Consider the following 22,207-nt stretch of genomic DNA (forward strand, 5'->3'; position numbering starts at 1 on the left):
CGCCGTCCCGGCACGCGGCGCCAGGACGGAAGGGCCGGATGCCATGACGCGCAGGGCGGCGACCTCGCAGGCGATGAGCGAGTTCGACCATCGCTACAACATGCTGATCGAGCGCTTCGCCTCGGAGCCCGAGCCCGCCTTCAACAGCCCGGGCGAGCAGGAAGCCGGCTGGGGCCGCCGCTGGGGCTGCAACTCCGACATCGGCCGGCTGCGCATGGTGCTGATGCACCGGCCGGGGGAGGAGATGCGGGTCCTCGACGGCCTGCCGCTGATCCCCGAACTCGGTGCCTATGGCGACCCCGCGAGCGGGGCCTATTGGCGCGGCGAGGTGATTCCTCCGCTCGCCGAGCAGCAGGCCCAGCACGACGCGCTGGCCGCCGCGCTGCGCGAGGAGGGCGTCGAGGTCGTCATGCTCAACAGGGCCGCGCCGGGCCGCCACAAATCGGTCTATACGCGGGATTCCTGCATCGCGCTCGATGGCGGCGCGGTCGTCACGCGCATGGGCCCGCGCATCCGCCGCGGCGAGGAACGCCCGGTGACGGAGACGCTCGCCGCCATCGGCATGCCCATCCTGCGCACCATCGCCGGAACCGGGCTGATGGAGGGCGGCTCCTTCGCCTACATCCGCCCTGACGTGGCGGTGATCGGCGTCTCCTCGCGCGTCAACGAGGAAGGGGCGCGGCAGATGGAGGAGGTGCTGGCGCTGCAGGGCACGCGGCTGATCCGCGTGCAGATCCCGGGCTATCGCCTGCACATCGACGGGGCCTTCGTGATGATCGACCACGATGTGGCGCTGGTGAATCCCGTCATCCTGCCCTTCGTCTTCATGCAGGAGCTGAAGCGCCTCGGGATCCGCATGATCGCGCTGAACCACGAGGATCCGTCCTGGGCGATCAACTGCCTGGCGGTCGCGCCCGGCCGGGTGCTGATGAGCGACCAAGTGGGCCCGCGCACGCAGGAAGCGCTGGACAAGGCCGGCATCAGCGTGCGCCTCGTCGCCTACGACAAGGTCTATCTCGGCGGTGGCGGCATCCACTGCTCCACCGCGCCGCTGGTCCGCGACCCGGTCTGAGCGCGGGGGCCGCCGCTACCGCTTCGTGACGCCCCAGAAGACCGGGATGATCGTCGGGCGCAGGCCCTCGATGTTGGTCCGGTGCGCGGCCAGGGTCCGGTACTGGCCGGCGTTGATGTAGGGCAGCACCTCGTAGGCGCGGGCATGGACGCGGTGCAGGATCTCCTGCCGCTTCGCGGGGTCGGATTCCTCCCACCAGCTCGCGCGCAGGCGTTCGAGCTCGGCGTCGCAGGGCCAGCCGGCGGGCGCGCTCTCGCAGGTCGCCGCGAGATAGACATTGACCAGCGGGTTCTGCGCGTCGAGCACATTCGCGATGGTCACGAACAGGTTCCAGCCGCCCTGCTCGATCGGCTCGCGCCGGTTGCGGCGCTGCGTCACCGTGGCCCAGTCCGTCGCCACGACATCCACGTTGATGCCGGCCCGGCGCATGTTCGCCGCCATGGTCAGCACCACGGCGTTGTTCGCGGGCCAGTCGGCGGCGTTGAGGAACACCACCCGCTCGCCGTTGTATCCCGCCTCGCGCAGCAGCGCGCGCGCGCGGTCGAGGTTGATCTCGCGCAGGCCCGACGCGCCGGCATCGCTCTCGAAAGGCGTGCCGCAGAGGAAATAGGCCGGGCAATAGGGCACCTGCTCGGGCGGCGGCACGCCGATCGCCTGCAGGTTCTCGAGCTGGTTCACGAGATGAAGAAGCGCCTGCCGCGCGCGCGGGTGGTTGAAGGGCGGGATGTGATGGTTCGGCCGCAGCCACACCATCGAGCCGACCGGATTGAGCGCGAAGGTGCGGATGTTGCGGTTGCGCGCCAGCACCGGCAGCACGTCGGGGGAGGGGGATTCGATGAAGTCGATCTCGCCCGATTGCAGCGCCGCCGCCTGGGTGGCCGGGTCGGAAATGCCGAGCCACTCGATGCGCTCGACATGCACCACCTTGCCGCCCGCCAGCCCGTCGGCCGGTTCGCTGCGCGGCCGGTAGGCGGGGTTGCGGAGATAGACCGCGCGCTCGCCGGGCAGGAAGTCCTGCTGGCGGAAGATGAAGGGGCCGGAGCCCGTCGCGTCCGTGATCGCCGTGCTGGCGGGGGTGGCGGCGATGCGCTCGGGCATGACGAAGAGCGCGCTGGCGGTGGGCCGCGCCAGGGTCTCCGCCACCAGGCCGAAGGGGCGCGAGAGCCGCAGCGAGAAACTGCGCTCGTCCACCACCTCCAGCGCCGCCGTCGCGGCGAGCAGCGCGCGCCCGGCGATGTCGCGCTGCCCCCAGCGGCGGATGGAGGCCACGGCATCGGCCGCGCGCACCGGCTGGCCGTCGTGGAAGGCGAGGCCTTCGCGCAGGGTGAAGCGGTGCGTCATGCCGTCGGGCGAGACCTCGTGCCGCTCGACCATCTGCGGGCGGGCGACGCCCCGGCTGTCGAAGGCGAAGAGCTGGTCGTAGACCATGAAGCCGTGGTTGCGGACGATCGCGGCGGTCGAGACCACCGGATCGAGGCTCGGCAGCGCACCCACGAGCACGATCCGCAGCGTGCCCGACGGCGCCTGCTGCGCCTCGGCCTGCGTGCCCAGAAGCGCGAGCAGCGCAGCCGCCGCCCCCGCCAGAACCCTGCGTCCCTGCCGCACCATGCGAGCCTCCTGTGCCTTGCGCGAATATGATCCCAGCCTGCCGGGGCTTGTCCATCCGCGGCGCCTGGACGGTTTCGGGATCCCGACGTTCAATGGCCGCGTCGTTCGGGGGAACCGCATGACCTTCTCGCTTCTCGGGCGTTGCGCGCGGACGGGGCAGTTCGGCGCCGCGGTCACGACGTCGTCCATCGCCGTCGGCACGCGCGTGCCCTTCCTCGAAGCCGGCATCGGCGGGGTGCTGACGCAGCACCGGACGGATCCGCGCCTCGGCCCGCGCGGGCTCGGGCTGCTGCGCTCGGGCTGCACGGCGGAGGAGACGGTCGCCGCGCTCGTCGCCTCGACGCCGCATCACCGATGGCGGCAGATCGCGGTGATGGACGCGGCGGGCCGCACCGCGCATTTCGATGGCGCGAACGTCAAGCCGGAGCGTGGCGCCGCGCATGGCCCCGGCGTGGTGGCCATCGGCAACATCCTCTCGAGCCCGCATGTGCCGGCCGCCATGGCCGCGGCCTTCGAGGCCACGGAGGAGGCGCCGCTGGCCGAGCGCCTGCTGCGCGCGCTCGAGGCGGGGGAGGCGGCCGGCGGGGAGCATGGCGAGGTGACCTCCGCGAGCCTCCTTGTCGTCCATCGCGAATGCTTCCCCTATGTGGACCTCCGCGTGGACAAGGACCCGCGCCCCCTGGCCGCCCTGCGCCGGCTCTGGGAGGAGTACGCGCCACTGGCCGACGGCTTCGTCCGGCGCGCGCTCGACCCGGACGACGCGCCCATCATCTGAGTGCCGAAGCGAGGAAACGCCCCATGCGCATGAAGGCCGCCGTCCTGTTCGAGCAGGGCAAGCCGCGTCCCTACGCCACCTCCCGCCCCATGGTGGTCGAGGAGGTCGAGCTCGACCCGCCCGGTCCCGGGGAGATGCTGATCGAGGTCGCCGCAGCCGGGCTCTGCCATTCCGATCTATCGACCATCGAGAACCAGCGGCCGCGGCCGCTGCCCATCGTCATCGGGCACGAAGGCGCGGGCATCGTGCGCGAGGTCGGGGCCGGCGTGACGGATGTGAAGCCAGGCGATCACGTCATCACGGTTTTCGCGCCCTCCTGCGGGAACTGCCGCTACTGCGTGCGCGGCCGTCCGAACATCTGCCCGACCGGCAACGCCTTCCGCGCGGCCGGGCAGTTGCCGACCGGCACGCGCCGGCTGCGCCGGCTGGACGGGACCCCGATCAACCACAACTCCGGCCTCTCGCTCTTCGCGCAATACGCGGTGGTGGCGCGGCGCTCGGCGGTCAAGATCGACAAGGACATCCCGCTCGACGATGCCGCGATCTTCGGTTGCGCCGTCATGACCGGCGCGGGCGCGGTGCTGAACACGGCGCGGCTCGAAGCCGGGGAGGGCGTGGCCGTGGTCGGCCTTGGCGGCGTCGGCATGAATGCGCTGTTCGCGGCGGTGGCCGCCGGCGCGGAGCGGATCGTCGCGGTGGACACCAACCCGCGAAAGCTCGAACTCGCGAAGCAGTGGGGGGCGACCGATGTCTTCCTCGCCGGCAACGAGGATTGCGCCGCGCAGGTGCGCGAGGCGACCGAGGGCGGCCTCGACACGGTGATCGAGACCGCGGGCACGGTGCCGGCGATGCAGCTCGCCATCGCCATCACCGCGCGCGGCGGCAGCACCATCAGCGCAGGCCTGCCCAACATCAACGCGCAGGTCTCCTACCTGCATGCGAGCATGGTGAGCGAGGAGCGCAGCATCCGCGGCTCCTACATGGGCTCCTGCGTGCCGGAGCGCGACCTGCCGAGGCTGCTCGGCCTCTATCGCCGCGGCAAGCTGCCGGTGGACCGGCTCAAGACGAGCCACATCACCTTCGACCAGATCAACGAGGGTTTCGACCTGCTTTCCGACGGCAGCGTGCTGCGCCAGATGCTGCGGCCTAACGCCTGAACGCCTGCCCGGAATGGCGGCAGCGCCGCCCGTTTTCCGGGCAGCCGAGGGCCGCTTGCGTCGCGGTGGCCGCATGGCAGTCTGGCGCGGATGCCCCGCAGGCCGGCCGAACCAGGACACCAGCGCGCGCACGGCGGGGCGAGCCTTCGCTTCGTCGCGGCGGGCGGGCGCACGCGCCTTGCGGATCTGCATCAGGAGGTGCCGCTGCGCGTCCTCTTTCCCGCGCCGGAGCCCGGGGAGCCGCCTCTGGCGGCGCTGGTGAACACGGCGGGCGGCCTTGCCGGCGGGGATTCGGTGCGGATCAGGGTCGCGATGGAACCCGGCACCCTCGCGACGGTCACCACGCCGGCCGCGGAGAAGGTCTATCGCAGCCTCGGGCCCGCGGCGCGCGTGCAGACGCGGATCTCCGTCGCCGCCGGTGGCGCGCTGGAATGGCTCCCGCAGGAGACGATCCTGTTCGACGGCGCCCGCCTCGCGCGGCGCATCGAGGTGGACTTCGCGCCCGGAGCCCGGATCCTCATGGCGGAGATGCTGGTCTTCGGCCGCCATGCGCGCGGAGAGATCCTCCGCCATGGCGGGCTGCTCGACATCTGGCGGCTGCGTCGCGGCGGCGGACTGCTCTGGGCGGACGGCCTCTCCCTCGGGCCTGAACCGCGCGCCGCGCTGGACAACCCGTTCGGCTTCGCGGGCGCGGAGGCCTGCGCCACGCTTGCCGTGGCGGCGGAGGAGGGCCTCGTCCCCCTGCGCGATGCGCTTCGGACGCAGGGTGTGGCGGCGACACTGCCCCGTCCCGGGCTGCTGGTCGCACGCTGGCTCGGTTCCGCCGCCCCGCTGCGTGGCGGGATTGGTGCGGCGATCCGCCTCGCGCGCGGCACCCTGTTCGGCCTGCCGCCGACGCTGCCGCGGCTGTGGACCTGCTGAGGGGCGGTCGCACATGATGGCGCGTCTCTTGCAAACCTGCATCGCCGTGCGGGATCGGCATTTGCCGCATCCGGCGCCGGCGAGGAGAGGAACGCGATGAACCTGACGCCGCGGGAGAAGGACAAGCTGCTGGTGGCGATGGCGGCCATCGTCGCCCGGCGGCGGCTCGAGCGCGGCCTCAGGCTCAACTACCCTGAGGCGGTCGCGTTCATCACCGATTTCGTCGTCGAGGGCGCGCGCGATGGGCGCAGCGTCGCGGAACTGATGCGGGACGGCGCCCGGGTGCTGACACGCGACCAGGTGATGGAAGGCATCGCGGAGATGATCCACGAGATCCAGGTCGAGGCGACCTTCCCCGACGGCACCAAGCTCGTGACGGTGCACGAGCCGATCCGCGACGCCGCGCCTGCGCCGCGCGCTAAGGCCAAGGCGACCCCACGGCAGAAGCCGAAGGCCTCCGCGAAGCCGAAGGTCCGGGCGAAGGCCCCGCCCGCGCCGAAACGCGCGAAGCCCGCGAAGGGAGCGCGGCGGTGATCCCGGGCGAGATCATCCCGTCCGCGGGGGACATCGAGCTCAATGCCGGGCGCGAGGCGATCGAGCTGGACGTCGCCAACACCGGCGACCGGCCCGTGCAGGTCGGCAGCCACTACCACTTCGCCGAGACGAACCCGCTGCTGCGCTTCGACCGGGCGGCCGCGCGCGGGCGGCGGCTCGACATCCCGGCGGGCACCGCGGTGCGCTTCGAGCCGGGCCAAAGCCGAAGGGTCCGGCTGATCGCCATCGGCGGTGCGCGCGTGATCCACGGCTTCCGCGGCGAGACGGAAGGGGCGCTCTGAGCATGGCCACACGCATCTCCCGCGCCGCCTATGCCGGCATGTACGGCCCGACCGTCGGCGACCGTGTGCGGCTCGCCGATACGGATATCCTGATCGAGGTGGAGCGCGACCTCACCACCTATGGTGAGGAGGTGAAGTTCGGCGGCGGCAAGGTTATCCGCGACGGGATGGGGCAATCGCAGGTGAGCCGCGCGGCGGGCGCGATGGACACCGTGATCACCAACGCGCTGATCCTCGATGCCGTGACCGGGATCCTGAAGGCGGATGTCGGGCTGAAGGAGGGGCGCATCGCCGCCATCGGCAAGGCCGGCAACCCGGACACCCAGCCCGGCGTCACCATCGTCATCGGCCCGGGGACCGAGATCATCGCGGGCGAGGGGCGCATCCTCACCGCGGGCGGCATTGACCCGCATATCCACTTCATCTGCCCCCAACAGATCGAGGAGGCGCTCGCCTCGGGCATCACCTCGATGTTCGGCGGCGGCACCGGGCCGGCGCATGGCACCCTCGCCACCACCTGCACGCCGGGGCCCTGGCACATCGCGCGGATGCTGCAGGCGGCCGAGGCCTTCCCGATGAATCTCGGCTTCCTCGGCAAGGGCAATGCGGCGCTCCCCGCCGCGCTCGAGGAGCAGGTCACCGCAGGCGCCTGCGGGCTGAAGCTGCACGAGGACTGGGGCACCACGCCCAAGGCGATCGACACCTGCCTTTCGGTTGCGGACGCGATGGACGTGCAGGTGGCGATCCACACCGACACGCTGAACGAGAGCGGCTTCGTCGAGGAGACGATCAAGGCCATCCGCGGCCGCACCATCCAGGCCTTCCACACCGAGGGCGCGGGCGGCGGCCACGCCCCGGACATCCTGCGCCTGGTGGGGGAGGCGAATGTGCTTCCCTCCTCCACCAACCCGACCATGCCCTACACCGTGAACACGGTGGACGAGCACCTCGACATGCTGATGGTCTGCCATCACCTCGACCCGCGCATCGCCGAGGACGTGGCCTTCGCCGAAAGCCGCATCCGCAAGGAGACCATCGCGGCCGAGGACATCCTGCACGACATCGGCGCGATCAGCATGATGTCCTCCGACAGCCAGGCCATGGGCCGGGTCGGGGAGGTGATCATCCGCACCTGGCAGACCGCCCACAAGATGAAGCTCCAGCGCGGCCGCTTGCCGGAGGAGAGGGGCGACAACGACAACCGCCGCGCGCTGCGCTACATCGCCAAGTACACGATCAACCCGGCGATCGCGCAGGGGGTGGCGGAGCATGTCGGCAGCATCGAGGTGGGCAAACTGGCGGATCTGGTGCTGTGGAGCCCCGCCTTCTTCGGCGTGAAGCCGGAGATGGTGATCAAGGGCGGGGCCATAGCCATGTCGCTGATGGGCGATCCCAATGCCTCGATCCCGACGCCGCAGCCGGTGCATTACCGCCCCATGTTCGGCGCCTTCGCGGGCGCGCGCCGGGCGAGCGCGCTGACCTTCGTCTCCCAGGCGGCGCTTGCAGGCGATATCGGCGGGCGGATCGGCCTCGCGCGGCCACTCGCCGCCGTGCGGGACTGCCGCGGCGGCATCTCGAAGCGCGCCATGCTGCACAATGACGCCTTGCCCCGCATCGAGGTGGACCCCGAGACCTACGAAGTCCGCGCTGACGGCGCGCTGCTCGTCTGCGAACCCGCGAAGGTGCTGCCGATGGCGCAGCGCTACTTCCTGTTCTGAGGAGCATGATGGACCAGGAAAGCATCCCGCGCGCCACCGCCGTCCGCCGCGCCGGCACCTGGCCCGCCGAGCAGGCCCGCGATGCGGTGCTGGTGGATTTCGACGACCGCTACCGCCGCCGCCGGCTCTACACCGGCCAGGCCGGCCTCGCCTTCCTGCTCGACCTTCCGGAAGCGACGGTGCTGCGCGACGGCGACGGGCTTGAACTCGCCACGGGCGGCTTCGTGCGCGTTGAGGCCGCGCCGGAACCGCTGGTCGAGGTGAAGGGCCGCGATGCTGAACACCTCGCGCGCCTCGCCTGGCACCTCGGCAACCGCCACCTCCCGACCCGGATCGAGGGCGATCGCCTGCTGATCCGCGACGACCACGTGATCGTCCACATGCTGGAAGGCCTCGGCGCGACTCTGCGCCGGGTGGAGGCGCCCTTCGACCCCGAGGGCGGCGCCTATGGCGAGCACAACCACGCGCCCGCCAGCCAGCGGCACCATCACCACCACCACGATCACGGCGGCCACCACCATCACCACGACCACTGCGACCACGAGCACTGACGCGCTCTACCGGCTGCTCGCCTGGCTCTCGCCGGCCTATCCGGTCGGTGCCTACACCTACAGCCACGGGCTGGAGGCGGCGGTGGAGGAAGGCGCGGTGCGCGACCGCGCGGCGCTCGTCGCCTATGTCGCGACCGCGCTTCGCGACGGGGCGGGCCGCGTGGACGGCGCGCTGCTCGCCGCCGCGCATCGCGCCATGGAGCGCGGGCGGATGCGCGCCCTGGACGAGGCCGCCGAACTCGGCATGGCCTGGCGCGGCACGGCCGAGACGGCGGTGGAGGCCGAGGCCCAGGGCACGGCCTTCCTTGCGGTGACCCTCGTCGCGTGGCCCGAGCCCCGGCTCGCCGCCTTCGCCGCGCGCCATCCGCGCCGCATCGTCCACGCCGTCGCCTTCGGGTCCGCCGCCGCCGCCCATGGCGTCGCGCTGCGCGAGGCGGCCTTCGGCTACCTCTCGGCCTTCGCGGCGAATCTTGTCTCCGCGGGTGTCCGGCTCGTGCCGCTCGGCCAGACCGACGGGCAGGTCGCGATGGCGGCGCTGATGCCGGCCGTCGCGGCCTCGACGGCGGCGGCGCTGGCGGCGAGGATGAGCACACTGGGCACGGCGAGCCCCGCCCTCGACCTTGTCTCCATCCGTCACGAAACCCAGTACACGAGGCTGTTCCGATCATGAGCGCCACCCGCAACGGCCCCTTCCGCGTCGGCATCGGCGGCCCGGTCGGCTCCGGCAAGACCGCCCTGACCGAGCGCCTCTGCCGCCACCTGCGCGCGCGCCACGACATCGCCGTCATCACCAACGACATCTACACGAAGGAGGATGCCGAGTTCCTCACCCGCGCCGGCGCGCTCGAACCCGAGCGCATCGCCGGCGTGGAGACCGGCGGATGCCCGCATACCGCGATCCGCGAGGATGCCTCGATCAACCTCGCCGCCGTGCACGACATGGTGGAGCGTTTCCCCTCGCTCGAGGTGCTGTTCATCGAGAGCGGCGGCGACAACCTCGCCGCCACCTTCAGCCCCGAGCTCGCGGATCTCACCATCTACGTCATTGACGTCTCGGCAGGCGACAAGATCCCGCGCAAGGGCGGACCGGGCATCACGCGGTCCGACCTGCTGGTGATCAACAAGATCGACCTCGCGCCGCTGGTCGGCGCCGATCTTTCCGTGATGGACCGCGACGCGCGGCGGATGCGGGGCAGCCGCCCCTTCGTCTTTACCAACCTCAAGGAGAACAAGGGCGTGGCCGAGATCGCCGATTTCGTGCTGCGCCAGGGGGGCATCGCGGCATGAGCGCCGCGCGCCGCCATGCGGTCGTCATTGGCATGGGCCTGATGGGTTGCGACATCGCGGCGATCTTCCTCGCCGGCGGCTGGCACGTGACGGCGGCTGAACCCGACGCCGCGCGATGGCCCGCCGCCACCGAGCGCGTGCGCGCATCCATCGCGCAACTCGACGGCGATGCGGAGGTCGCGGCCAGTCTGACGCTGGTCTCGGCGGCGGAGGAGGCCGGCTACGATTCGGCCGAGATCGTCATCGAGGCGATCCCCGAGCGGCTCGATCTCAAGCAGGCACTCTTCGCGCGGCTCGACGCGCAGGTGCCGCCGCATGTGCCGCTCGTCTCGAATGCCTCCGGATACCGCATCACCGACATCGCCGGTCACATCGCGACGCGGGGCCGCTGCGCGAACCTGCACTTCTTCCTGCCGGCCCATCTCGTGCCGGGCGTCGAGGTCGTGCGGGGCGAGCACACTGACCCTGCCATCTGCGACACCGTGGCGGCGATCATGGACGGCCTCGGCCGCAAGGTGATCCGCGTCGCGAAGGATGTCCCCGGCTTCCTCGCCAACCGGATCCAGCACGCGCTGATGCGCGAGGCCTTCGCGGTGATCGACCAGGGCCTCGCCACGGCCGAGGATGTGGACAACGCCGTGCGCTACTGCTTCGGTTTCCGCTACCTCGCCGCGGGGCCGATCATGCAGAAGGAACTCGCGGGGCTCGAGACGCAGCTCGAGGCGGGGCGGACCATCTACCCCTCGCTCTGCAACAGCCCCGAGCCCAGCCCGACGCTCGCTCGGCTGGTCGCGGAGAACCGCCTTGGTCCCAAGACCGGCCGCGGGTTCCGCGAATGGCCGCCCGAGGTCACGGCGCGCGAGCGCGCGCGCTACGAGAAGGCGCTGCTGGCCGCGGTGCGTATCCTCCGCGAAGACGGTTGACGGGGCGGGGCCGGCGCTCGCAGGGTCGGCAGGGCAGGGAGGACATCATGGCCGATCCCGTTCCGTTCCGGCCGGTGCAGGCCGGCAGCCAGCCGCCGCTCGATCTGCCGGCCTATCTCAGCACCGCGCATCGTCACCCTAAGGCCGCGCCGGTTCTTATTCCGGCGACGCTGACAGAGGCTTCCGCGCCGCGCTTCGATCCCGCCTGGTATGCGCCGCATGGCGACCTCTCGATGGTCGAGGGCAGGGCCGCGATCGGCGAGCGCATCATCGTCGCCGGGCGCGTGAGCGACGAGAACGGCCGCCCCGTGGCCGGCGCGATGGTCGAGATCTGGCAGGCCAATGCGGCGGGCCGCTACCACCATCCGCGCGACCAGCATGATGCGCCGCTCGATCCCAACTTCCTCGGCCGCGGGCGCGTCTTCACCGATGCCGATGGGCGGTACCGCTTCACGACGATCCGCCCGGGCGCCTATCCCTGGCGCAACCCGGGCCCGGGATGGCGGCCGCAGCACATCCATTTCGGCCTGCATGGCACGGGCTTCGCGCAGCGCCTCGTCACGCAGATGTACTTCCCCGGCGACCCCCTGCTGGCCTTCGACGCGATCTTCCAGGGCAGCGGCGACGAGGCCGCGCGGCAGCGCCTGGTGGCCGCACTCGATCCGGCGCTGATGGTGCCGGATCATGCGCTCGGCTACCGCTTCGACATCGTGCTGCGCGGCCGCGCCGCCACGCCCTTCGAGAGCGCCTGACATGACCGCCGCCACCGCGAGCCAGACGGCCGGCCCCTACTGGCACATGATCGACTTCCCGGAATGGGCGGACCTGCTGCGCGCCGACGGGCCGAATGCCGGTGCGGCCGGCGAGCGCATCATCCTCCGCGGCACCATCACGGACGGGACGGGCGCCGTGGTGCCCGATGCCATGGTCGAGATCTGGCAGGCCGACCCCGATGGCCGCTACGATTCCACCTTCCACGGCTTCGGGCGCTGCGCCACGGATGCCGAAGGCCGCTATCGCTTCGTCACGCTGCGCCCCGGCCCGGTCGCAGGGCCCGGCAACGCGACGCAGGCGCCCCATGTCGCGCTGACGATCTTCGCGCGCGGCCTGATGCGCGGACTCGTCACCCGCGCCTATTTCGCAGGGGATCCGCTGCTCGCCGAGGATCCCGTGCTGGCGCTGGTTCCGGAGAAGCGCCGCTCCACGCTGATCGCGCGCCCCGCCGGCGAGCACGAATGGATCCTCGACATACGGCTGCAGGGCGAGGGGGAGACGGTCTTCCTCGAAGTCTAGCCGTCATCGCCGCGCTGCGATGCAGCATGCCGGCGGCATGCGATGCTGCGGTCTCAGGTTGCCGTTCCCAGCCGGTTGGGGCAGGATTCGCAGCGAAGCCGTTGAACGGCTGGGGAGCAGACGAACAGGAATGAAGACGGCGCTCATGCGGCGTCCTGGCCCATGCTGCCGCGTTGCCTCGGCCGATCCGGCCGGCCACGCTCCCCTGATCGTTCGGTGCCGGTTCCGAGGGAGGCAACGCGCGTGAAGCCGACGGACATCTCGTCCCCGGACTACTTCCACAAGGTGATCGACTGCCAATGGGCCTGTCCGGCCCATACGCCGGTCCCCGAGTACATCCGGCTGATCGCCGCGGGGCGCTATGCCGACGCCTACATGGTGAACTGGCATTCCAACGTCTTTCCCGGCGTGCTCGGCCGAACCTGCGACCGGCCCTGCGAGCCCGCCTGCCGGCGCGGCCGCGTGGAGGAGGAACCGGTCGCGATCTGCCGCCTCAAGCGCGTCGCGGCCGACAACAAGGGCGAAGTGAGCGGCCGCATGCCGCCGATCCCGCAGCAGAAGAACGGCAAACGCATCGCCTGCGTCGGCGCGGGGCCCGCCAGCCTGACGGTCGCGCGCGACCTCGCCCCGCTCGGCTACGAGGTGCATGTCTTCGACGAGCAGGCCAAGGCCGGCGGCTTCATCCGACAGCAGATTCCGCGCTTCCGCCTGCCGGAGGAGGTGATCGACGAGGAATGCGGCTACATCCTCGATCGCGGCGGCGTCGTCTCCCACCAGAACCGTCGCGTTGACAGCCTCAAGGCGCTGCTCGCCGAAGGCTATGATGCGGTCTTCGTCGGCTCCGGCGCGCCGCGGGGGCGTGAACTCGACGTGCCCGGCCGGCGTGAGGCGGCGGCCAACATCCATCTCGGCATTGACTGGCTGGCCTCGGTCTCCTTCGGGCATGTGAAGTCCATCGGCAAGCGTGTGATCGTGCTCGGTGGCGGCAACACGGCGATGGATTGCTGCCGCTCCGCCCGCCGCCTGGGCGGGGAGGATGTGAAGGTCGTCGTCCGCTCGGGCTTCGAGGAGATGAAGGCGTCCCCCTGGGAGAAGGAGGACGCGATGAATGAGGGCATCCCGATCCTCAACTACCTGGTGCCGAAGGAAGTTCTGCACGACAACGGCCGCCTGAGAGGCATGGTGTTCGAGAAGGTCGCGGCGCAGTACGACGCGAAGGGTCGCCGCAGCCTGGTGCCGACGGGCGAGCCCGACGTCACCATCGAGTGCGACGACGTGCTGGTGGCGATCGGCCAGGAGAACGCCTTCCCCTGGATCGAGCGCGATGCGGGCATCGAGTTCGATCGCTGGGGCCTGCCGAAACTCGATGCCGACACGCTGCAATCGACGTTGCCGAACGTCTTCTTCGGCGGCGATGCCGCCTTCGGCCCCAAGAACATCATCTGGGCGGTGGCGCATGGCCATCAGGCCGCCGTCTCGATCGACCTGTTCTGCCGGGGCGAGGACGTCCGCAACCGCCCGCCGCCGGATGTGACGCTCGCCAGCCAGAAGATGGGCATCCACGAATGGGCCTATGACAACGCGATCTCGCTCGATCTCCGCTACAAGGTGCCGCACCTGCCAGCCGAGAAGGCGCTGCGCGACATCACGGCGGAGGTCGAGCTCGGCTACGACCGCGAAGTGGCCTATCTCGAGACGCAGCGCTGCCTGAACTGCGACGTGCAGACGGTGTTCACCGCGAAGCTCTGCATCGAATGCGATGCCTGCGTGGACATCTGCCCGACCGACTGCATCACCTTCACCGAGAACGGGGAGGAGGACGACCTGCGCACGCGCCTCAAGGCGCCCGCGGTCAACCTCTACCAGGATCTCTACGTCCAGGACGGGCTCAAGACGGGCCGGGTCATGGTCAAGGACGAGGATGTCTGCCTGCACTGCGGCATGTGCGCCGAGCGCTGCCCGACCGGTGCCTGGGACATGCAGAAATTCCTGCTCGAGACCGCCAAGCCGAAGGCGCACGCATGCCACAGCCGATAACCGCGACCAACGACTTCGTCGTCAAGTTCGCCAACGTCAACGGCTCGGGCTCGGCCTCGGCCAACGGATTGTTCGCGAAGTCCATCCTGCGCATGGGCGTTCCCATCGCCTCGCGCAACATCTTCCCCTCGAACATCCAGGGCCTTCCGACCTGGTTCGAGGTGCGCGTCTGCGAGGCCGGCCACATGGGGCGGCGCGGCGGCGTGGACATGATGGTGGCGATGAACCCGCAGACCTGGGACCGCGACGTGGCCGAGATCGAGCCAGGCGGCTACCTGTTCTACGACTCGACGCGGCCCATGCCGAAGTCGAAGTTCCGTGACGACATCACCGTCATCGGCTGCCCGCTGACCGAGATCACCAACAACGCCTATTCCGACCCGCGCCAGCGGCAGTTGTTCAAGAACATCGTCTATCTCGGCGCGCTCTCGGCACTGCTCGACATGGAGGTCGAGGCGGTGAAGGCCGCCATCGCGGCGCAGTTCAAGGGCAAGGAGAAGCTCGTTCCGGCGAACTACGCCGCGCTCGAGATGGGGCGCGACTGGGCGATCCAGCACCTTTCCTGCCCGATCGGCCTGCGTCTGCGGCGCGCGGACGCGGTGGGCGACCGCATCTTCACCGACGGCAATGCCGCCGCCGCGCTCGGCGCGGTCTATGGCGGCGCGACGGTCTGCGCGTGGTATCCGATCACGCCCTCCACCTCGCTCGCGGAAGCCTTCGAACGCTATTGCGGACGGCTGCGCAAGGATCCCGAGACCGGGGCGAAGCGCTACGCCATCGTGCAGGCGGAGGACGAGCTCGCCTCCATCGGCATGGTCGTGGGCGCGGCCTGGAACGGTGCGCGCGCCTTCACCGCCACCTCCGGCCCGGGCATCTCGCTGATGCAGGAGTTTCTCGGCCTCGCCTATTTCGCCGAGATCCCCGCCGTGGTCTTCGACGTGCAGCGTGCAGGGCCTTCCACCGGCATGCCGACGCGCACGCAGCAATCGGACCTGCTCTCGGCCGCCTATGCGAGCCATGGCGACACCAAGCACGTCATGCTCCTGCCCGAGGATCCGACGGAGTGCTTCGAGTTCGGCGCGACGGCCTTCGACCTCGCCGACCGTCTCCAGACGCCCGTCTTCGTCATGCTCGACCTCGACATCGGCATGAACGACTGGCTCTGCGAGCCCTTCAAATGGGATCCGAACCGCCGTATGGACCGCGGCAAGGTGCTCGACGCGGCGGCGCTCGATGCGGCCAAGACCTTCGGGCGCTACCTCGACGTGGACGGCGACGGCATTCCCTATCGCACCTGGCCGGGCACGCACCCCGAGAAGGGAGCCTTCTTCACCCGCGGCACCTCGCGCGACCGCTACGCGCGCTATACCGAGGATGGCGGGCCCTACGTGGACAACATGCAGCGCCTGCTGAAGAAGTTCCACACGGCACGCCTGCTGGTGCCACATCCCATCGCCACGCCGGCCAAGGAGAAGGCGAGGGACGGCGTGATCTTCTACGGCTCCACCTCCGCCGCGATGCGCGAGGCGCTGGTGGCGCTGCAGGCGCAGGGCATCCATCTCGACGCCATGCGCATCCGCGCCTTCCCCTTCCACGACGACGTGGCGGAGTTCATCGCGGGCCATGAACGCGTCTTCGTCGTCGAGCAGAACCGCGACGCGCAGCTGCGCACGCTCCTCGTGACCGAGCTCGGGATCGACCCCGCCCGGCTGGTGCCGGTGCTGCACTATGACGGCACGCCGATCACCGCCCGCTTCATCCAGTCCGCCATCGCCGAGCGCGCTTCGGCGGCGAACGTCCTGCCCTTCCGCAAGGCCACGCCATGAGCTACCTGCCGAAGCCCAAGCTGCACCATCCGAAGCTGCCGACCAATGCGATCGGCCTGACGCGCCGCGACTACGAGGGCGCGATCAGCACGCTCTGCGCCGGCTGCGGGCATGATTCGATCAGCGCGGCGATCATCCAGGCCTGCTTCAACCTCTCGATCCCCCCGCATCGCGTGGCCAAGCTTTCGGGGATCGGCTGTTCGTCGAAGACGCCGACCTACTTCCTCGGCGCCGCGCACGGCTTCAATTCCGTGCATGGACGCATGCCCTCGGTGCTGACGGGGGCGTATCTCGCGAACCGGGACCTGATCTATCTCGGCGTCTCGGGGGACGGGGATTCCGCCTCGATCGGCTTCGGCCAGTTCGCGCATTCCATCCGGCGCGGCGTGAACATGACCTACATCGTCGAGAACAACGGCGTCTACGGCCTGACCAAGGGACAGTTCTCCGCCACCTCGGACCTCGGCTCGGTGGCGAAGAAGGGCGCGGTCAACACCGACCAGCCGATCGACCTCGCCGCCATCGCCGTGCAGCTCGGCGCGACCTTCGTCGCGCGCTCCTTCTCGGGCGACAAGGAGCAGCTCGTGCCGTTGATCGAGGCCGCCTTGCTGCACGAGGGCGCGGCCTTCCTCGATGTCATCAGCCCCTGCGTGGCCTTCAACAACCACCCCGGCAGCACGAAGTCCTACGACTACGTCCGCGAACACAACGAGGCACTGAACCGTCTCGACGTCATGGTCCCGCGCGAGACGATCACCGCCAGCTACCGACCGGGCGAGGTGACGGAGGTGACGCAGCATGACGGCTCCGTCCTGCGCCTGCGCAAGCTGCGGACGGAGCACGACCCGACCAACCGCGCCTCGGCCATGCATCACATCCTCGAACGGCGCGCGGCGGGCGAGATCGTCACCGGCCTGATCTATGTCGAGCCCGAGCCGACCGCGCTGCACGCGCATCTCGGCACCGTGCCGCAGCCGCTGAACGCGCTCGGGGACGCGGAACTCTGTCCGGGCGTCGATGCGCTCGAGAAGATCAACGCCGCGCTGCGCTGACGCGATGCGCCGCGGCGGCGCGCTGTTCCGCGACCGGCAGGAGGCCGGCGAGCGGCTGGTTCCGGCGCTCGCGGCGCTCGGTCTCGATCGCCCGATCGTCTTCGCCCTGCTGCGCGGCGGGGCGGCGGTGGCCGCGCCCATCGCGGCGGCGCTCGGCGCCCCTCTCGTGCCCTTCCTCGTCCGGAAGCTCGGCGTTCCCTGGCAGCCGGAACTCGCTTTCGGCGCGCTTGCGGAAGGCGGTGGGGAGCCGGTGCTGAACAGCGCAATCATCAGGGCCTGTGGTCTCACGCCAGCCGAGATCGCGGCCGTGCACGCACGGGAGGAGACGGAACTGCTTCGTCGCCGCGCGGTCTATCTCGCGGGCCGCGAGCGCCCCGACCCGAGAGGCCGCCCCGCGATCCTGGTGGATGACGGGCTCGCCACCGGCGCCTCGGCGCTCGCCGCGCTGCGCGCGCTGCGCGCGCAGGGGGCGTCGCCGCTGATCCTCGCCGTGCCCGTGGCGCCGGAGGAGAGCGTCGCCGCGATGGCCGGCGAATGCGACCGCGTCATCGCCGCCGAGATCCACGCCATCCCCGCGGGGATCGGCGGATGCTACCGGGATTTCCATCAGCTCGAGGATGCGGAGGTGCTGGCCCTGCTGGACGCCGCCGCGCGGAAGGACGCCCCATGACCGCCATTCCTGCCACAGGCCGCGCGCGCGCGGACATCATGGCCGAGCTCGCCGCGCGCAAGTCGGGCGACCGCGACTGGCGGCGCGGGCGCCTCGCCGTCTATTTCTACTGGCTCGACGAGGAACTCGAGCGCGTCCAGCAGGAGGCCTATCTGGCCTACTGGACGGAGAACAACCTCGGCCAGCGCGCCTATCCCAGCCTGAAGTCGCTGGAGGAGGAGGTGATCGGCATGGCCCTCTCGCTGCTCGGCGGCGGGCCATCGGCGGGCGGCACCTTCACCTCGGGCGGGTCGGAGAGCATCTTCCTCGCCATGATGGCCGCGCGGAACAAGGCCCGCGCGCAGCGCGGCGTGACGCGGCCGAACATCGTGCTGCCGGACACCGCGCATCTGACCTTCGACCGCGCGGCCGAGGCGCTGGGCCTCGAAGTGCGCCGCGTGCCCGTCGGCCCCGGGTTCCGCGCCGATGTCCCGGCCATGGCGGAGCGCATGGATGCCGAGACGGTCGCGCTCATCGGTTCCGCGCCGAACTATCCCTTCGGCACCTTCGACCCGATCCCCGACCTTGCCGCGCTCGCGCGCAGCCGCGGCGCATGGATGCATGTGGATGCCTGCGTCGGCGGCTTCCTCGCGCCCTATGTGCGGCGGCTCGGCCACCCCATTCCGCCCTTCGAACTGGATGTGCCCGGCGTCACCTCGCTCTCGGCCGACATCCACAAGCACGGCATGGCGCCCAAGGGCGCCTCGCTGCTGCTGGTGGCCGATGCGGCGGACCGCGAATGGCACAAGTTCGAAAGCCGCGCCTGGCAGCGCGGCCCCTATGTCGCCTACACAACGCAGGGCACGCGGCCTGGCGGCGCGGTGGCCGCGGCCTGGGCGGCGATGATGCATCTCGGCGAGGAGGGCTACCTGCGCTGCGCGCGGCTGATCATGGAGGCAAAGGCCATCATGACCGCGGGCATCGCCGCCATCCCGGGCCTCGCCATCCTGGAGCCGAGCGACCTCGGGATCTTCGTCTGGCGCGCGACCGACCCGGCGCTCGATATCGGCAAGGTGGCCGCGGCGCTCGATGCCGAGGGCTGGCTCGTCGGCCGCCAGCAGGAACCCGACGGCATCCATCTCCATCTCAACCCGATCCATCGGGAAGTCGCCGGCGAGTATGTCGAGGCGGTCGCGCGCGCGGTCGCGGCTGCACGCGGCGGCGCGGCGGGGCGCATCGGCGCGAACGAGCGGACCTACTGAGCGCTACAGGAACTTCGCGACCACATCCGTCGAGGAGCGCTGCCCGATCGCCTCGAAATGCGCATCGAGGAACGCCTCGGCACGCGCCGCGCCCAGCGCGCGCAGGTGGCGCAGGAAGCCGATGCTCGCGTTCATCTTGGAGCTCGCGTTGAAGGCGGCGAGTTCCTCCTCCGCATCCACCGTATGGATGAAGCAGCGCAGGTGCTTTTCCCTCGGCAACTGCCCCTGGTCGATCAGGTCCGTCACGAAGCGGATCATCCGCATCTCGCGCATCAGGGAGGAGTTGAAGGCGAGGGTGTTCATGCGGTCCACGATGGCGCGGATGTCGCGCGGCACCTCGGGGATGTTGATGGGGTTGAGCTGCACGATCAGGATGTCGGGCGCGCCGCCCATGTAGATCAGCGGGAAGATCGGCGGATTGCCGCAATAGCCGCCGTCCCAGTAGTGCTCGCCGCCGACCTCGACGGCGTGATGCAGCAGCGGCACGCAGGCCGAGGCGAGCACCGCCTCCACGCTCATCTCCGCCCGCTCGAAGACACGCAGCCGGCCCGTCAGCACGTTCGTCGCGCAGGCATAGAGGGCCGGGCCGGCCGCGCTGCGCAGCCGCGCGAAATCCACCAGGCGTTCGAGGTGCTCGCGCAGCGGATTGAGGTTGGCCGGGTTCAGCTCGTAGGGCGAGAACTGCCGCGTCATCACGTCGGCGATGCGCCAGAGCGGGGAGAAATCCATGTTCCCCGCGCTGAACATCAGGTCGAGCGGCGTCGGCTGCAGGGGCGAGAAGGCCGCCATCGCGCCCACGCCCTCCCAGAAGGCGTCGAGCCGCCGCCGCGCCTCCTCCGCCCCGCCCGCGATCAGCCCGTCCACGAGCACCGCCGCGTTCATCGCGCCGGCGCTGGTGCCGACCACGGCCTCGATCTCGAGCCGACCGTCGGCCAGGAGGCGGTCCAGCACGCCCCAGGTGAAGGCGCCGTGCGAGCCGCCGCCCTGCAGCGCCAGCTTGATCGGCTTGCGGTTCGCCGTGCCCATCCCGCCCTACTTGCTGTCCAGCCGCGTCACCGGGGACCAGCCGGGCGGCGGCCCGTCCGGGAAGCGCGCGAGCCGCTCCGCATAGGCGGCGACGAGCGGATCCTCGCGCGGGTCCCCGGCCTCGCGCAGCGCCTCCCGTGCATGGCCGAACTGCCCGGCGCGATAGCGGCGGATCGCCTCGCCCCAGGCGGGCAGGCGCGCGACCACCGCCGGGGGGGCGACCAGCGCCGCCTCCTTCGGATCCTGCGCGAAGGTCAGGCCCACCAGCTCATGGACCTCGAGCGGATCCTGCGCGCCCTTGGCCAGCACCAGGTCCACCGGGCGGAAGACGAAGGCGTTGCCCGCGCCGAGCCGCGTCTGCTCCGAGACCAGGATCTGCGTGCCGTACATCTTGTTCATGCCCTCGAGCCGCGAGGCGATGTTCACCATCGAGCCGATGGCCGTGAAGGCCATCCGGTCCGAGGAGCCGACATTGCCCACCACCGCCTCGCCGCTGTGCAGCCCGAAGCGCGTGTGCAGGCGCGGCCAGCCGCGCGCGGCGAACTCCTCCTCCAGCCGCAGCGTCAGGGCGCGCGCGTGCAGCGCGGCGCGGCAGCCGTGCATGGCGTGCGCGAGGTCGCGCTTCGGCGCGTTCCACAGCGCCATAACCGCGTCTCCGATGTACTTGTCGATGGTCGCGTGGTGGGCGAGCAGGTCGTCGGTCACCGCCTGGAAATAGGCGGATGTGACCTGCATCAGCTCCTCCGGGTCCATCGGTTCCGCGATGGTGGTGAAACCCTGCACGTCGCTGAACATCACGGTCAGGCGGCGCCGCTCGCCGCCGAGCTTCACCTCCGCCCCCTCGGCGGTCAGCTTGCGCACCAGATCGCGCGGCACATAGACGCTGAAGGTCCTCAGCGCGCCCTTCATGCCCTCCATCGCCTCGTCGAGCGCGGCGATCTCCGCCGTCACGCCGCCGCGCTGCGCGGGGGCGTCGAGATCCAGGCGCCTGATCCGCTCGACCTCGCGCGCGAGCCCGTGCAGCCGCCCGCCAAGCCGCGCCGCGAGCCAGGCCGCCGCGGCCGCGCCGAGCACCGTGCCGCCCGCCGCGAGCGCCCATGCCGCCGCGCCGACCTCGCCGCTCATGGCCGCGACGAGCAGCGCGCCGAGCGCGGGGAGCGCGGCGAGCGCGACGATCCCGATCAGCAGCGCCGCGAGCGGCGGGCCGCGCCGCGCCGTCGTCATGCCGCCGCCGCGGCATGGGCGAGCAGCGCCGCCGCATCCGCCTCGTCCATGGCATCGAGGGCAGCGGCGCCGGCCTCCGGCAGCGGAGGCTGCGCGCCGAGGCGTTGCGCGACGGCTGCATAGGCCGCGATCTGCCGCTCACGCGCCCAGCCGAGGCCGAGCGCGGTTGCCGCCGGGCTCGGCTCCTGAATCTGGCGCAGCAGGCCAAGCCGTGAGGCATGGCTCGCCACCGCATCGGCATCCGGCTGGCCCGCCATGGCGAGCTCGACCGCGAGCCGCCGCGCCAGCCTCGGCCCCAGGCAGGGCAGGATGCTGCCGAAGAGGTCGGCTTCCCGCGCGAGGCGGCAGGCGAGGTCCGGCGCATCGGCCTCCGCCCAGGGCCAGGTGGTGGCACGGATGATGCGCGCGATCTGCGCGATGCCCGCCTCATCCAGCCCATGGGCGCGCCCGATCGCCGCCGCGGCCTCGACCGAGCGTTCCTCGAGGACGCCGCGCGGCCCGCCGGCCGAGCCGTCATGCAGCAGGTCGTGCCCGGCCATGGCGGCGACGGCCAGCAGGGCCGTGCGGCGATCGAGCCATCCGCGCGCATGCGCGAAGCCGGCAAGCCAGGCCATGGCGAGGGTGGCCTCGGCCTGATGGTGGCGGTCGTGGTAGGGCGGCTCCTTCCCGGGCGGGAAGCCGGCGCCGTGGCGCTCCACCGCCCGGGCGATGGCCAGCGCGGTCGCCCGCATCGGCGCATCCTCGGCGTGTTCGCCAGCGACCAGGGCCAGGGCCTCCGCGCAGCATCCCGCCACATCCGGTGGCGCGGCGCGCCTCGCCATCAGGTCATGTTCGGCGGCGCGCAGCACCTCGCGCGGCGGGCGCCCGGCGAGCGCCAGCGCGAGCACTTCCCTGTCCGGCACGGCGGATGGCGCCATGGCCTCCTTCGAGGACGTCCGTCGTCATCCTAGAGCAGATGCGATCAGCCTGGCACCAGCGACCTGCGCGGCG

At 71.1% G+C, this 22,207-nt stretch carries 21 protein-coding genes and 1 pseudogene; 18 read left to right on the plus strand and 4 right to left on the minus strand.

Features of this window, described 5'->3' with window-relative positions; translation table 11 throughout:
• The first annotated feature begins 43 nt into the window (after positions 1 to 43).
• Complete coding sequence (locus FHS88_RS15480) at positions 44 to 1,072, plus strand: dimethylarginine dimethylaminohydrolase family protein (protein WP_184486375.1); 1,029 nt, start codon at positions 44 to 46, stop codon at positions 1,070 to 1,072.
• A gap of 15 nt (positions 1,073 to 1,087) precedes the next feature.
• On the opposite strand, the gene FHS88_RS15485 is transcribed toward FHS88_RS15480, so the two are convergent.
• Positions 1,088 to 2,680 (minus strand): ABC transporter substrate-binding protein, encoded by a 1,593-nt coding sequence (locus FHS88_RS15485; RefSeq protein ID WP_184486376.1) that lies wholly within the window; start codon positions 2,678 to 2,680, stop codon positions 1,088 to 1,090.
• A gap of 118 nt (positions 2,681 to 2,798) precedes the next feature.
• Here FHS88_RS15485 and FHS88_RS15490 point away from each other — a divergent pair, with 118 nt between their 5' ends.
• From FHS88_RS15490 to FHS88_RS15570, 17 genes and pseudogenes are all read left to right on the plus strand, one after another.
• Positions 2,799 to 3,455: a DUF1028 domain-containing protein gene (locus FHS88_RS15490; protein WP_184486377.1), complete on the plus strand. Its 657-nt coding sequence runs from the start codon at positions 2,799 to 2,801 to the stop codon at positions 3,453 to 3,455.
• Between the two features lie 23 nt (positions 3,456 to 3,478).
• The gene (locus tag FHS88_RS15495) at positions 3,479 to 4,612 is read left to right on the plus strand and encodes an alcohol dehydrogenase catalytic domain-containing protein (RefSeq protein ID WP_184486378.1); all 1,134 of its coding nucleotides are present in this window, start codon (positions 3,479 to 3,481) and stop codon (positions 4,610 to 4,612) included.
• 90 nt (positions 4,613 to 4,702) lie between these two features.
• Entirely contained in the window at positions 4,703 to 5,533 is an 831-nt protein-coding gene (locus tag FHS88_RS15500) for an urease accessory protein UreD (RefSeq protein WP_184486379.1), read from the plus strand.
• A gap of 96 nt (positions 5,534 to 5,629) precedes the next feature.
• Positions 5,630 to 5,929 (plus strand): annotated as a pseudogene (locus FHS88_RS15505) (urease subunit gamma); the annotation flags it as partial.
• Between the two features lie 134 nt (positions 5,930 to 6,063).
• Positions 6,064 to 6,369 (plus strand): urease subunit beta, encoded by a 306-nt coding sequence (locus FHS88_RS15510; RefSeq protein ID WP_184486381.1) that lies wholly within the window; start codon positions 6,064 to 6,066, stop codon positions 6,367 to 6,369.
• 2 nt (positions 6,370 to 6,371) lie between these two features.
• Entirely contained in the window at positions 6,372 to 8,087 is a 1,716-nt protein-coding gene (ureC, locus tag FHS88_RS15515) for an urease subunit alpha (protein ID WP_184486382.1), read from the plus strand.
• Between the two features lie 8 nt (positions 8,088 to 8,095).
• Positions 8,096 to 8,638 (plus strand): urease accessory protein UreE, encoded by a 543-nt coding sequence (locus tag FHS88_RS15520; RefSeq protein ID WP_184486383.1) that lies wholly within the window; start codon positions 8,096 to 8,098, stop codon positions 8,636 to 8,638.
• A complete protein-coding gene (locus FHS88_RS15525; protein WP_184486384.1) occupies positions 8,535 to 9,308 on the plus strand; it encodes an urease accessory protein UreF in 774 nt (257 codons plus the stop codon). The genes FHS88_RS15520 and FHS88_RS15525 overlap by 104 nt, the downstream gene beginning before the upstream one ends.
• A complete protein-coding gene (gene ureG, locus FHS88_RS15530; protein ID WP_184486385.1) occupies positions 9,305 to 9,925 on the plus strand; it encodes an urease accessory protein UreG in 621 nt (206 codons plus the stop codon). Before FHS88_RS15525 ends, ureG begins: the two co-directional genes overlap by 4 nt.
• Entirely contained in the window at positions 9,922 to 10,848 is a 927-nt protein-coding gene (locus FHS88_RS15535) for a 3-hydroxyacyl-CoA dehydrogenase family protein (protein ID WP_184486386.1), read from the plus strand. The genes ureG and FHS88_RS15535 overlap by 4 nt, the downstream gene beginning before the upstream one ends.
• 47 nt (positions 10,849 to 10,895) lie before the next feature.
• Complete coding sequence (locus FHS88_RS15540; protein WP_184486387.1) at positions 10,896 to 11,600, plus strand: dioxygenase family protein; 705 nt, start codon at positions 10,896 to 10,898, stop codon at positions 11,598 to 11,600.
• Position 11,601: 1 nt separating this feature from the next.
• Entirely contained in the window at positions 11,602 to 12,141 is a 540-nt protein-coding gene (gene pcaG, locus FHS88_RS15545) for a protocatechuate 3,4-dioxygenase subunit alpha (RefSeq protein ID WP_184486388.1), read from the plus strand.
• 243 nt (positions 12,142 to 12,384) lie between these two features.
• Positions 12,385 to 14,178, plus strand: coding sequence for an FAD-dependent oxidoreductase (locus tag FHS88_RS15550; protein WP_184486389.1), 1,794 nt, complete (start codon positions 12,385 to 12,387; stop codon positions 14,176 to 14,178).
• Positions 14,163 to 16,004 carry a 2-oxoacid:acceptor oxidoreductase subunit alpha gene (locus FHS88_RS15555; protein WP_184486390.1) on the plus strand — a complete coding sequence of 614 codons (1,842 nt, stop codon included), beginning with the start codon at positions 14,163 to 14,165 and terminating at the stop codon, positions 16,002 to 16,004. The genes FHS88_RS15550 and FHS88_RS15555 overlap by 16 nt, the downstream gene beginning before the upstream one ends.
• Positions 16,001 to 17,056 carry a 2-oxoacid:ferredoxin oxidoreductase subunit beta gene (locus tag FHS88_RS15560; protein ID WP_184486391.1) on the plus strand — a complete coding sequence of 352 codons (1,056 nt, stop codon included), beginning with the start codon at positions 16,001 to 16,003 and terminating at the stop codon, positions 17,054 to 17,056. The genes FHS88_RS15555 and FHS88_RS15560 overlap by 4 nt, the downstream gene beginning before the upstream one ends.
• A 4-nt stretch (positions 17,057 to 17,060) precedes the next feature.
• Positions 17,061 to 17,726 (plus strand): phosphoribosyltransferase, encoded by a 666-nt coding sequence (locus tag FHS88_RS15565; RefSeq protein WP_184486392.1) that lies wholly within the window; start codon positions 17,061 to 17,063, stop codon positions 17,724 to 17,726.
• Complete coding sequence (locus FHS88_RS15570) at positions 17,723 to 18,967, plus strand: pyridoxal phosphate-dependent decarboxylase family protein (RefSeq protein ID WP_184486393.1); 1,245 nt, start codon at positions 17,723 to 17,725, stop codon at positions 18,965 to 18,967. The genes FHS88_RS15565 and FHS88_RS15570 overlap by 4 nt, the downstream gene beginning before the upstream one ends.
• Positions 18,968 to 18,970: 3 nt before the next feature.
• On the opposite strand, the gene FHS88_RS15575 is transcribed toward FHS88_RS15570, so the two are convergent.
• The 3 genes from FHS88_RS15575 to FHS88_RS15585 are packed head-to-tail and all read right to left on the minus strand — an operon-like array spanning position 18,971 to position 22,134.
• Positions 18,971 to 19,993 (minus strand): patatin-like phospholipase family protein, encoded by a 1,023-nt coding sequence (locus tag FHS88_RS15575; RefSeq protein ID WP_184486394.1) that lies wholly within the window; start codon positions 19,991 to 19,993, stop codon positions 18,971 to 18,973.
• Positions 19,994 to 19,999: 6 nt separating this feature from the next.
• Positions 20,000 to 21,217, minus strand: coding sequence for an adenylate/guanylate cyclase domain-containing protein (locus FHS88_RS15580; protein ID WP_184486395.1), 1,218 nt, complete (start codon positions 21,215 to 21,217; stop codon positions 20,000 to 20,002).
• Positions 21,214 to 22,134 (minus strand): hypothetical protein, encoded by a 921-nt coding sequence (locus FHS88_RS15585; protein WP_184486396.1) that lies wholly within the window; start codon positions 22,132 to 22,134, stop codon positions 21,214 to 21,216. Before FHS88_RS15585 ends, FHS88_RS15580 begins: the two co-directional genes overlap by 4 nt.
• Positions 22,135 to 22,207 lie beyond the last annotated feature (73 nt).

Source organism: Neoroseomonas alkaliterrae (genome assembly GCF_014199195.1).
GTDB classification, from domain to species: Bacteria; Pseudomonadota; Alphaproteobacteria; order Acetobacterales; family Acetobacteraceae; genus Neoroseomonas; species Neoroseomonas alkaliterrae.